Annotated in this window: 7 protein-coding genes; 3 read left to right on the top strand and 4 right to left on the bottom strand. The window is 56.2% G+C overall.

The window, feature by feature from the left end; genetic code table 11:
- Nucleotides 1-591: 591 nt before the first annotated feature.
- The 3 genes from AC3Y2E_RS00450 to AC3Y2E_RS00440 form a co-directional block, all read right to left on the bottom strand.
- A complete protein-coding gene (locus tag AC3Y2E_RS00450) occupies nt 592-879 on the bottom strand; it encodes a hypothetical protein (RefSeq protein ID WP_332072714.1) in 288 nt (95 codons plus the stop codon).
- A gap of 118 nt (nt 880-997) precedes the next feature.
- The gene (locus AC3Y2E_RS00445; protein ID WP_379206007.1) at nt 998-3307 is read right to left on the bottom strand and encodes a thiamine pyrophosphate-dependent enzyme; all 2310 of its coding nucleotides are present in this window, start codon (nt 3305-3307) and stop codon (nt 998-1000) included.
- 36 nt (nt 3308-3343) lie between these two features.
- Nucleotides 3344-4351 carry a 2-oxoacid:acceptor oxidoreductase family protein gene (locus tag AC3Y2E_RS00440; protein WP_190924239.1) on the bottom strand — a complete coding sequence of 336 codons (1008 nt, stop codon included), beginning with the start codon at nt 4349-4351 and terminating at the stop codon, nt 3344-3346.
- 315 nt (nt 4352-4666) lie between these two features.
- Between AC3Y2E_RS00440 and AC3Y2E_RS00435 the strand changes: the two genes are divergently transcribed.
- Nucleotides 4667-5545 (top strand): AraC family transcriptional regulator, encoded by an 879-nt coding sequence (locus AC3Y2E_RS00435; RefSeq protein ID WP_379206004.1) that lies wholly within the window; start codon nt 4667-4669, stop codon nt 5543-5545.
- Between the two features lie 183 nt (nt 5546-5728).
- Here AC3Y2E_RS00435 and AC3Y2E_RS00430 read toward each other — a convergent pair whose 3' ends face one another.
- On the bottom strand, nt 5729-6568 hold the full coding sequence (locus AC3Y2E_RS00430; RefSeq protein ID WP_379206002.1) for a helix-turn-helix domain-containing protein: 840 nt from the start codon (nt 6566-6568) through the stop codon (nt 5729-5731).
- A 213-nt stretch (nt 6569-6781) separates the two neighbouring features.
- Here AC3Y2E_RS00430 and AC3Y2E_RS00425 point away from each other — a divergent pair, with 213 nt between their 5' ends.
- Nucleotides 6782-8101 carry an ABC transporter substrate-binding protein gene (locus AC3Y2E_RS00425; protein ID WP_379206000.1) on the top strand — a complete coding sequence of 440 codons (1320 nt, stop codon included), beginning with the start codon at nt 6782-6784 and terminating at the stop codon, nt 8099-8101.
- Between the two features lie 19 nt (nt 8102-8120).
- Nucleotides 8121-12608, top strand: coding sequence for a CBM96 family carbohydrate-binding protein (locus AC3Y2E_RS00420; RefSeq protein ID WP_379205998.1), 4488 nt, complete (start codon nt 8121-8123; stop codon nt 12606-12608).
- The last annotated feature ends 150 nt before the right edge of the window (nt 12609-12758 follow it).

Genomic DNA, 12758 nt, shown 5'->3' with positions numbered 1-12758 from the left:
TGGAGATCAAGTCGTTCCCGATCGGAGGCAGACGCACCATTTGGAGGTAAACGGCGGTGTCAGGGCAAGTTACATTCGTTTGGAGGGAGGTATAAAGGGGAGAATGCTTGCTTGGATGTGGTTTGTACCTGTTAGTGGGGCGACCGGGCATTTCGCGCGGCGATTTGATAATAAGAGGCTTTTGTACATGCTATTTTAGGCGACTTTGACTAAACTCCTGAAATAGAAGCTTTTGGAAGCTCTTATTTCAGCTTGATGCTACCCAGCTTCGGTCTTTTTGCCTGAAATAGGAGGCACAATCATCCGCTATATGGGGAAAATGCCCATCCTACCGAAAAATAAGGGGTGACAAAGTCCGTTATTTAGTTTGTTTGAGCAGCATGAGCTTGGGAAGCACTGCGAGTTTACTGTGGCTACCGAGTTTGGTTTGAGTTGGAGGCTGGGGTGGGGGCGAGGTCAGGGTTCAGAGGCGGCGGCCTTGGTTCAATTCCGTAACAGCCGCAACTCCCCGTTCAGACGCTGTGTGTCAGACAGGTCGCAGAAACAACAAAGCCCCCGGCTTCCGCCAGAGACTCTGTTGTAAGTCCGCTTTCATCGCTTCTCCACACGAATCGTGCCATCCCCGCCTACATAAACGCGGTTGGACGGATCGTTGCGCAGCTTCACGTTGCACATCTTCAGCTTCATTTCTTCCAGCTCGGCGATTTCCCAGTCCGGGGCGTCCGGGACTCCACGGCCGGCGAGGAAGGAATCCTTCTCCTCCCGCGCAGCCGACTCGTCCTCCCAGTCCTTCACGCCGAAATAGTCCAGCTCATAGCGGTTGACCAGCCTGCAGGCGAACAGTTCCGAGCTTCCCGCATGCTTTAACACATAAGGCACAGGACACCTCCAAGCTCCGCCTTTAGAAACGACTGCTTAGCACAACTGCGATCCGGGCGCATTAGTAAAATGCGCCCCCCAGCTGCGCCGCACCGCATTCCGTAACCCTTATCGCAGCTTACAAATAAGGGTTCTCGTGCTTCGCTTTCAGCCGGTTCCAGCGGCGTTCCACCTCTTGCTCGAACGATTGGAGCGCCTCCGCGTTTTCCGGCTTCGTCATATGCTTCGTTTTGCCCATCGAGCCGAGCCATTCGGCGACGGTTACTTTTTTGTTTTTCTCTTCCGGATTGTACGTAATATTCGTAATCCCGCGCTCGATCTCGTACAGCGGGAAGAAGTTCGAGCACACGGCGGCATCGATAATGTTCGTGCCTTCCTGATCGTCGGACAGCCAGTTGAGGGGGCAGGTGATCAGGATTTTGCCGTAGACGAGCCCTTCGTTCTGCGCGTACCATTGCGCTTTGGCCGCTTTTTTGACCAGATCCTGCGGGTACGATTCCGATCCGGTGAACACGTACGGAATGTTCGTCGCGGCCATAATTTGCGCCGTATCCTTGTGATGGAACAGCTTGCCGGCTTGCTTCTTGCCGACGTTGGACGTCGAGGTCCGGTGCCCCATCGGCGTCGAATACGACAGCTGCGCGCCTGTATTCATGTACCCTTCGTTGTCGTACTCGAGGATGATCATCTTGTGATTGCGAAGCGCGGCGCCGATCGCCGGTCCCATCCCGATGTCCATTCCCCCGTCGCCTGTAATCATGACGAACGTGAAGTCGTCCGGCAGGTTGAGATAATCGAGCTCGCCTCTGCGCTTGCGCTCCCAGAACATCTCGACGACGCCCGACAAGGTAGCCGCCCCGTTCTGGAACAAGTTATGAATGTACGTGGCTTTGTGAGCCGAGTACGGATAACCGGTCGTCACGACCATCGCGCAGCCGGTATGGAACAAGGCGACGATATCGCCCTCGATGCCCTTGAAGAACAGCTCCAGCCCGGAGAAAATCCCGCAGCCCGGACACGCCCCGTGACCCGGCGCGATCCGCTTCGGCTTCTTCGTGAGCGACCGCAGCGGCGGAATGCGCACGTTCAGCTTGCCGGACGCCGCATCCGGCGTGACGGTGATCAGGCCTGTTTTCAAATCCTCGTATTTCATCGGATTCAACACGCGCTTCGGCGCCTTCGCAGGATCGCCCGGCGTATGGCCATAGTAGTCGAACGGCTTCGCCACATACCCTTTCTCCGCCGCCTCGATGGCGAACTGGAACAAGTTGTGGCCGTCCTCGGCGTAGAAGTCTTTGCCGCCCAGCCCGTACACCCGGCTGATCACAAGCGTATCCCGGTTGCCGTGCGTGAACAGCGCAGCCTTGATCTCGTTGACCATATTGCCGCCGTGTCCGCCGTACGAATCAGCCCGGTCTCCGACCGTAATCGCCTTGACGCCCTTGAGCGCTTCCGCAATCTGCTTCTGAGGGAACGGTCGGATCATGTTCGGCGCGATCGAACCGGCCTTAATCCCTTTGGCGCGGAGCTGGTCGACGACATCCTTGATAATCTCCGATGCCGAGTTCATCAGGAACACGGCCACCTCGGCGTCTTCCATCCGGTACAGGTCGAGGATCGGGTAATCACGGCCGGTCAGCTCGGCGTATTCCTGGCGAATCCGGTCATAGACGTGCTCCGCATTGTACATCGCCATCGACTGCTGGTAACAGTTGTTGATGTAGTCCGGCTCGTTCATGTACGGACCTACAGTGATCGGATTGTTGCGATCCAGCACATCCGGATAACCGCGCGCGGGCTGCGCCCCGATAAATTTGTGCAAATCGTCGCGGTGTGCGAACGTCATGACCCGGCGTTTCTGGTGGGATGTGAAATAACCGTCGGACGCAACCAGTACGGGCAAGCGAACCTCGGGGTCTTCCGCCAGTTTCAGCGCGATGATGTTCATATCGTAGACCGCCTGTGGATCGCGGCACATCACGATCGGCCAGCCGGTGTTCAGCGCAAAATACAGATCCGAGTGATCGCCGTGAATGTCCAGCGGACCGGATACCGAACGGCAGACCAGATTCATCACCATCGGAAAACGGGTGCCGGACTGAACCGGCATCTGCTCGATCATATACAAATAACCGTTCGCGCTTGTCGCGTTAAATACGCGGCCGCCCGCCGCGGAAGCGCCGTAACAGACACCGGCCGAGCCGTGCTCGCCATCCGCGGGAATCAGCACGACGTCGTGCTGTCCGTTCGCTTTCATTAAATCGAGAAATTGGGCGACCTCCGTCGAAGGAGAGATCGGGAAATATCCCATAATATGATAGTTGATCTGATGAGCTGCGTAAGCAGCCATTTCATTGCCGGATTCGTATACGACGCGCTGCTCGACTGTACCCGTGCGTTGCTCTTCGCGCTTCATGTCAATTGCCATGTGCCCTTGTCACCCTTTCGGCTGGAAATGGGGAAGCTACACGATCGCCCGGTCGAACCGGTGCGGCACCCGATGCTGCTCGGCGTAGCCGTCTTCCTCGCGCGACTTGGACAGCGCTTCGGTCGGACAAGCAACTACGCACTTGAGGCAGCCTTTGCAATATTGGTAGTCGATGCCTTGCAGGAACATTTGCGGCCGTCCCTTCTTGTCCGCCTGTTCGTCCCACACAAAGCAAAAATCCGGGCATACGTTGTCGCAAGCCGCGCAATGGATACATTTCTCGTCGTCGAAGTGCGGCATCATCCCGGCCCGGGAAATGCTCAAATCTTTCAGAATACTGTTGCCCGGATTCGTAATGACACCGCCCATAGGCTGAGTCTCGTAGCCGAGAACCGGAGTGTCCTGACGGACAAAAGCCGGCATCACATCGCCCTCGGGCAGCGCGTACGTCTGGAAGCGAACTTCATTATAACCCCTCTCAAACGTCCGCAGCGCAGGCCCGACCGCTTGGGGGTATTTCTTTTCGAGCGATTTGCGAATGACACCCTTCATGACTTCCGCATCCAAAAAGTCGCACAACCGGAACAAGGCCCCCAGCATCGCCATATTGACCCGGTTGTTCTCTTCGAGCGAGATGCCGATCGCATCTACGACGGCAATCGTTCCGCCCTTCAGCTTCATCTTGTCCTTCAATTCGTCTGGCGTCCGCGTCGAGTTTACTAGCACAATACTGTCTTCATAGATGCCGCTGATTACATTGACCGTTTTCGATAAAGATTCGTGAAAAATACCGACTACATGTGGCCGTTCCACGGGAGAAGTATCACGGATGAACGTATCCATATCGCAAAAACGGATATGCGCCTTGACCGGGGACCCTTTTTTCTCAGAGCCGTACGACGAGAAGCTCACTCCGTTCAAGCCGACTCCCATAACGCCCGCTTCGGCAAGCATCTTGCCTGCCAAATTCGCGCCGAGTCCGCCGATCGATTCAAGGCGGATTTCAAAAAAACCGAGCTCGTTCACTTTCGGTAAGAGTACCATCGCGTTTCTCCTTTCGAGTTCGGATGCTGCGACTTATGTTGGTTGCACTATGTCTCTCCCTCATTTTATCAGCAATTCCGCCGTCAGCAATCTTTTTTTTCAGAATTTTCGCTCATGCACGACGATTCATTTTATAATATATGAAGGTTATGAAAGTGACGTGAAAAAACCGGCGCTGCAAGAGGGAATAACGGGGTTTCCGGACTAAGCCGAAGCGAAGCCGGGGCAAAAACGGGAACTGCGCGGAACCAGGAAAAAGCGGCGCGAAGCAGAAGTAAACATCTAGCAGCATCCGCATGAAGAGAGGACTATCCGATGACTTATCTTCCGCTTTATATCGATAAATACCGAAACATGGACTCGGCCTTCCCTTTGGACTATACGATCAACCGGCTGGAAAGCGGTTATCCGGCACATCGGCACGACTATTTGGAGCTGTCGTATGTGATCAGCGGTGAAGGAACAGAGACGATCAACGGAACGGTCCATCCGATGAAGCCGGGGACGTTCACCTTTATACTGCCGTACCAGATCCACGAACTGCACACGAAGCCCGGCGAACCGCTCGTCCTGTATAACGTCCGGTTCTCCGCAGGTCTGTTTGCGGAGCTGGAAACGGAAGCCGTGCTCCAGCGGATGCTGGCCGGCTCCGATCCGTCGCTGCCTGCTTACCATCAGTTCGAGGAAGTGGCGGCAGCGGCCATGAAGCGGTCGTTCGACCGGTTTTATGAAGAGTACGGGAGAGCCGACAGCTGGAGACTGTTGAAAATGAAAGTGACGCTGCTCGACATTCTGATCGAATTCGACCGGAGCCGGAAGCAGGCCGCCAGCGACCGTGCGGCGGCGGCAGCGACGACGGGGAGCCGCCTGTATTTGGACATCATCCGGTATATCCAGCATCATTTCAAGGAGGAGCTGACCTTGAACTCGGTGGCGGGGCATTTCGGCATCAGTCCGGCTTATTTGAGCGCTCTGTTCAAGAAAAAAGCCGGGCGGACGTTTCTTCAGCACGTGCACGACGTGAGACTCGGACACGCCTGCGGGCTGCTCCGCTCGACCGGCATGAAGATCGCCGATATCGCCATGGAGGCCGGCTACGGCTCGTACAACACGTTCTCCCGGCTGTTCCGCGAGCAAAAAGGCACCACTCCGAACGATTACCGCAGACTGTCGGAGGAACCGAGGCGGCCGTAAACCGCAGTCCTTCCACACCTGCCCTCTTAGCGGGGAAACGGAAAGCCCTGGTCTCACGAATGAGATCGGGGCTTTTGGCGCGTATCCGGCTCCTCTCCAGCAGCGTTCCGCGAACCTCCGCGCCGCTTTCCATTAGGCCCGTTCCCGCAAGCGCATGAACGGATGGAGGATCGTCCTTCCGGACTATCTTCGAACCGGCAACGCCACCAGCCGCGCCTTACGCAGGTTTCGTTGATAGGTCGAAGGCGACATGCCGTAATGCTGCTTGAACTGGTTGCTGAACAAGTAAATATCGCTGTAGCCGAGCTCCTCCGCGACCCGTGTCACCGTTTTGTCGGTAATCATAAGCAGCGTCCGGGCTTTTTCCAGCCGCGCCCGCTTCAAATATTCCTTCAGTGAAAGCCCGGCAAATTCCTTGAACAGCCTGCTCACGTATCTCGGAGACAAGGACACGAGGCATGCAAGTTCCTCATGACGGATCGGCCGGTGAATATTCCAGCGGATATGATCGACGATTTTTTGCATCAGGTGGCGGTGGCGAAAGCGGGTCCGATGCTCCGCCTCGTCCCGCCAATACAACAATTGGGTGAGAATAAGCTTCAGTGAAGCATGTACCAGCTCCTCGCTGTGCATTCCTTCCCTGCCGGCGAATTCCAGCAGGGCATGCAGATGCTGCTCCAGCCAGAAATCCTGCACCATGTTGAATCTGGGAGGCAAGGACGAATCGTCAGTGGCAGGAGCCCCTGTACGACCGTCGCTCAGCCAAAAATGAAAGTAAATGAGCGACATCCGTTTTTCCGGATTTTGAACCGCTTCGACGCTGTCCCCCGGACGAAGTAAACAACAGGCACCTTGCCGCACGCCGAACCGCTCGCCATTGATCCGGATTTCTCCCTCTCCGCCAAGCACGTACCAAATGTCGTAATCATCAAACGATGACCGTGACCAGCTCCAGGAATCTCCGCACTGGGTTTTGCCGAAATCGCGGCTGCTCACGAAACGGAGATCGTGCCACTCTTTCATTTGCCAATACCCCCACCTTTTTCCTCCATTTTAGCACAATTCATTTTTTTGGTCTTTCACTACAAATTTTTGACCATTGCCGATATTTTGTTGCTTCCCGCCGCATGTTAAGTTTGTTTTAGCCGCTTGTCGACAGCGCTTACAAACCATGGAGGTACGCCGCTAGACACCTATACGCATACCGAAACCAACATAAATCCGGAGGTCCTAATTATGAAAGGAAAAACGCTTTCCTTTATTATCCTGCCGGCTCTTGCTTTGCTGGCCGCCGCTTGCTCCAACGGCAGCAGCGGAGCGGAAGCAGGCGAATCCGGCAAGTCTTTGAACGCGCCCAAAAAGCCAGTCGATCTTGTTTTCTACTATACCTCGACAGCGGATTGGAACGAAGAATCGTTTATGCGCACGTTCGGCGAGCCGATCAAGCAGAAATTTCCGCACATTACCCCGAAGTTTTTGCAAAACGGCAAGGGAACATCGCTTCCCGAGCTTGTCGCGGCGGGGCAGCAAATCGATGTCGTCTTCGTTTCCACCGGTCTGATGTCCCGGATGCAGGAAGTCGAATTGCAGTATGACATCACGCCTCTGCTGAAAAAGAGCCAGTTCGACGAAAGCGCCATCGAGCCCCAGACGCTGGCCGCTGGACGTCTGATTGCCAAGGGCGGCTTGTACGGGCTGCCGGTATATACGGTTCCGGCCACGATGTATTACAACAAAGACATCTTCGACAAATTCGGTGTCTCTTACCCGAAAGACGGGCTTACCTGGGACGACGCGTATCAGCTAGCCGCCAAAATCAGCCGCAAGGACGGCGGGATCAAATATTGGGGAATGCGCGCCTCGTTCGGTCATCTCGCTCATCTGAACCAGTGGTCCATGCCGATGGTCGATCCGGCCACGAACCGGTCCGACTTCGGCAGCGACAAGTGGAAGAGCTTTATGGATACCATACAACGTTTTTACAAATTTGCGGATGCGCCCAACGACAAAAACGATATCACGCTGCCCAAGCAGCGGGAAGCCTTCTTTAAAACTCAAAATGTGGGCATGTGGCTCGCCTTGACCAATCTACATACAAGCCCCGAGCTCGGCAGCCAGTTCAACTGGGACATCGCCACTTTCCCTTCTTTTTCCGAAACGGGCAATGTCGGCCCTCAGCCGTATCCGACTTATTTCAACATTACTTCCACCAGCAAACATAAGGAAGATGCGCTGGACGCGATCGTCTATTTGACCTCCAAAGAATATCAGTTGCAAAAATCGAAGGAAGGCCAGCTGTTGACCGTGCTGAAGGACCAGGAGGTACGTGAGTCGCTCGGACAAGAAGGCTCCTTGTACAAGGGTAAAAATGTGAAAGCGCTGCTACCGCAAAAATACGCTACCCCGGCCAATATTACGAAATATGACAGTTCCGTCCGCAACGAGCTGGAGAAAGCGCTGTTCAGCATCATTCTCGGCGAGAAGGACATCAACACCGCACTTCGCCATGCCCAAGACGAATCGAACAAAATCATTGAAACGGATCTGAACAAATAGATGCTCGGGAGTGATCGAATTGTTCCGTAGTCTGACGATTCAGAAGTTGAGCCGCGTTCTCGTCTTCATCCTGATTGTCGCGCTTACGCTTCCTCCGCTTGGTGCGAAGCCCGGCCTAACGGCTCATGCTGCGGGGGCTACCGTGACAGATGCCGTCTACGATGCGCCGATCCGCTTGAGCCCCACGGACGATACGTATGTACAGGGCGGGGCTCAGGCGGCAAACCATTCCGGCGCAAGCCCGACCCTTGCTATCAAAACCGGCAGCGCCGGACTTACCCGGCAAACGCTGATGAAGTTCGATCTCGGCTCGTGGGCCGGCCCGATCGGCTCCGCCAAGCTGATGGTGTTTGGCGGAGTTTCGGACGCCGGAGGCTCGGAGACCGATGTTCAGGTATACGGGCTCGACGGCGACGACTGGAACGAAGGGACGATTACCTGGAACACGCGGCCCAAGCCGGAGCATTATTTGGCATCCGCCCGTGTAAACAAGACGATGCAGTGGCATGAATACGATGTGACTTCATTCGTGAAGAGTCAAAGCGAGCTGGACCGTACGGCAAGCTTCCTGTTTCTGGAGGAAACGGACCCCGGGCTGCTCGTACTGCTGAACAGCAAGGAAAACACGTCACATGCACCTTATCTGGAGCTGTCCGCCGCACGACTGCAGGAAGCGGCGCCGGAGTGGCCGCCGGGCGGCAGCGTTCAGGCTTTATGGGCCGGTCCAACCAGCGTGGAGCTCAACTGGAGCGCCGCAACCGATCCATCGGGCATAGCCGCTTACCATATTTACCGGAACGGCACGGCCATCGGCTCCGTATACGGCCATCTTCAAACCTACACCGTAGACGGCTTGATACCGGGCTCGCGCCATACGTTCAAGGTGGAGAGCGAGAATGCCGCAGGCTTCCGGAGCGGGGACGGCCCGTATGTAACCTACGAGGCGAATGGGCAGGGTCTGGAGGCAGAAGCGGAGACCTATACGGCCGCAAGCTTTGCTCCCTCCATTCCATCAGGAGCGGCCTATAGCGGCGGCAAGTTTCTGTCTCTGTTCTCCGACGCGCAGGCTCCTGACGGTGGATATTGGGTCCGTTATATCGTTCATGCTCCCGCCGCGGGGGCTTACGATCTCGATGTCGCCTCCTCGCCGCCGAATGCCGCATGGGCGTCACCTTATGACATCAAGGTCAATAACGGACCTTATGTGCGGGTTGCAAATGCAGTTGAAACCGGCAAAATAACCGATACGGTCAAGCAGTACCGTCTTCAGCCCATCGTTCTGGATGCCGGCGCGAACACGCTGTGGTTTCGCGTGACAGAGCGCCGGACTCAACCCGATTCCAGGTACACCTTTTTCCTCGATGCGTTCCGGCTGACGTATGCTTATCCTACCGATTACGAAGGAGAGGCGGCGGTTTTGACCAATTTTGACCCGGGAGTGCAGACGGGGAGCGAATATAGCGGCGGCAGGCAGCTCGCCCTGCTGACGGATACGGCGGCCCCGGAAGGCGGATATACCGCGCAATATGCAATAGAGGTTCCGTACCAGGGAATGTATCGGCTGGATGTCGCCGCTACGCCGCATGATGCGGATGTTTCGTCTCCCTACGAAATTTCCGTCAATGGCACAAACTTTAAAAGGATCGTGGAGGCGGCTTCTTACGGCACGGTCAGCAGCACGGTTTACCGTTATCATCTGGAGCCTGTTTCGCTTCAGGCCGGGACGAATACAATCGTATTTCGCGTCACAGAGCGCCGCAAGCAGCCGGACACGCGCTACTCGTTCTCGCTCGACTGGCTTCGCGTCGTCCCGAGCGAGATGTCGGTTCGCTCGCTGACCTCTAGCGCGCCGATGAACGTATTCCAGTACGGTTTACCTGCAAGCTTTCAGGCCCGGCTGAGCAACCTGACCGGCTTGCCGACCAAACTTGCCTACAGCATAAGGGATTATTGGGACGCGGAAGTTGTAACGCAGACCATAACGCTGCTCCCGGGGCAGGATTCGTACGATATTCCGTTATCCGGCTTGCCGAAAGGACATTACCGGATTACCGCACAAATCGCGGGTGCCGAAGAGAGCTTGACGGAACTGTTTGCTATCGTCACGGCGCTGGACGACAGGCCGAAGATCGAAGAGTCTCCGTTCGGGATCGATGCGGCGCTGGCCTGGATCGTGCCAAAGAACAAGCTGGAGGAAGCCGCAGCGGTGCTCAGGCTGACCGGCGCCACCTGGATTCGGGACCGGTTCCGCTGGAACGATGCCGTAAACCCGGCGCAAGGCGTGTACCAGTTTGAATCCGATGCCGCCGAAGCGTCTATCGCAGCACTTTATGGAAGCGGATTCCATATATCCAACGTTTTTCATAGTGCGCCATCATGGACCAAGAGCAGCACCCAAGACAAATTGCCGGACCGATTGCTTGCCGTCTATAACTGGGCCAAGCAGTCGGCGGATTACTACGGTGACCAGGTCAAGACTTGGGAAGTCTGGAATGAGCCGGACATCACTTATTTTGCCAATCCGGACGAAACGGCGGATAAATACGCCGCGTTTTTGAAGGCTGCCGCCATCGGATACCGGGATTCCGCCGCCAGCCCCAACGTCGCTGTAAGCGGCTTTGCACTGCTGCCCGGATTTTTCGAGCAGGTAATGATGGACAACGAGCTGCTGCCTTACTTCGATATTTACAATTTCCATCGGCACCAGCGCCATAAGCCGGGGGAAGCGTCAATGCCTTATCCCGACGGTGTGAAGGCGCACAAGCAATTTATCGATTCGTACGGCGGCGGATCCAAGCCGATGTGGGTCACCGAGGCGGGTCTATCTTATGCCGTTACGGCTCCGACCGAGCTGACGCACTTCCAGCAGACGGTTCAGGCCCGGTACATGGTAACTTCCGCTGTAACCTCGATTGCGCAAGGGACGGATAATCATTTTGCCTTTCTGGCGCTTCCCTTGCAGGAAGGATCCTATTATTGGGGCATGCTCAGCCGGACGTACACCCCTTATGCGGCCTATGCGGCTGAAGCGGCCATGACGGAGGCGTTGGGCCGAGGCGACTATGTCGGGACCCTAAACGGACTGCCATCACATGTAACGGGCCACGCTTTCCGCGACGGAGCGGACATCGTGCTCGTGCTGTGGTCGTCCTTGCCAGACCAGGTCACGCTGCCGCTCGGTACTCCGCAGGTTACGCATACGGACATTATGGGCAAAAGCCTGAAGATCCAGGCCGACGCAGAGGGAACGTACTCGATCCCGACAACCCTCGATCCGGTGTACGTCCGGTTTCCGGGCGAGCTTCCGCCCTCGCTCGTGCAGGCAGGCGATCGAATGATTCTTCAGCCGGCGCCCCGGCAGTCCTTGACACCGGAGGAACGCGTCGTACTTGCTCAGCATTATCCGTCTGAGGCGAAACCGAACAGCAAAGAGAACGGATACAGCCTGGCGCACGAAGGACCCAACCAAGTTCAAGTGGAAATCAACAACCTGAATCCGGTGCCGATCCAGGGCACAATCGTCGGCTCCGCCGAAGGAGGATGGATCGTCAGCGAGCCGGTGCGCACGGTTACAGTCGACGCTTATTCGAGGACTACGGTGGAGTTCGATATTCGGGCCGGCTCTGCCGTCATCCCGCATGCGGCGTCTCCGGTTTCCTTCCATATGGAGGTCGGCGGCACTAGGACGTCCAAGACGGTCGCATACGTACGAACCGTGACCGACTCTCCGACGGCAGAACTATTGCCGGACTCCGGTACTCCGGCGGCCTGGCGTCTTGATTTGCCGAATTCGATCGCCGCGATCGGTACCGGCACAATTAGCGCGAAGCCGGAGGAGGGATCGGTACAATTCAAATACCAATTCGGCGAAGGCGATAAATGGGCGTATCCGTTCCTATTGATGCCGGAGGAAATGGATTATTCCGAGTTTCCCGGGTTCGCCTTCGAGATTTACGCCGATCAGGACATCAGCGACACAAGGCTCCGATTGTTCGTAAAGGAAAAGTCCGGCGCACGTTATATTACGTCTTCCGGTTTCACCATCAAGCAAGGGTGGAATCGGATCAGGGCGCCGTTCGAGCTGTTCTCCCGTTTCGACGGCGCCGATGCGAACGGCAAGCTCGATACTCATGAAATCGTCAGCGTTCAGCTTGGAATCAACACGGCGCTTGGCGACGTTCCGCCTTTTGCGATCAGGGGCTTCGGCGTATACGGCCGGTTTCTCGATGTGACGCCGCCGGTAACGACTGCGATAGTATCACCCGGTGAGCCGGACGGCGAGGATGGAACGTACGCGCAGCCGGTTGCCGTTGCGCTGCTCGCAAGCGACGACAAGCCCGGCCCGATCGAGACGATGTACAGTTTGGATTATGGGGCGACCTGGGCGGTTTATACGAATCCGATCGTCCTTGAAGAAAGTGGCTCTTACGAGCTGCGCTATCGCTCGTCAGACGCGGCCGGCAATACGGAGTCGGTGCAGAGTTTGTTCCTCCGGCTCGAGCTGTAATCGTCCCTCCGGCTTGCGCCAGATCCAGGCAGTTCCATCAAAAAAGGCGAATTGAGACGGTTAAACCTGAAGGATACAAAAAGACGCTTCCAGACCACGGTAGCGATACCCGGTGCTGGAAGCGTCTTTTGCTCTTTTTGTCCCGCATTT

This window comes from Paenibacillus sp. MAH-35, assembly GCF_058135425.1.
Note: the sequence above shows the minus strand (reverse complement) of the source record. Positions and strands in the feature narration are given on the sequence as shown.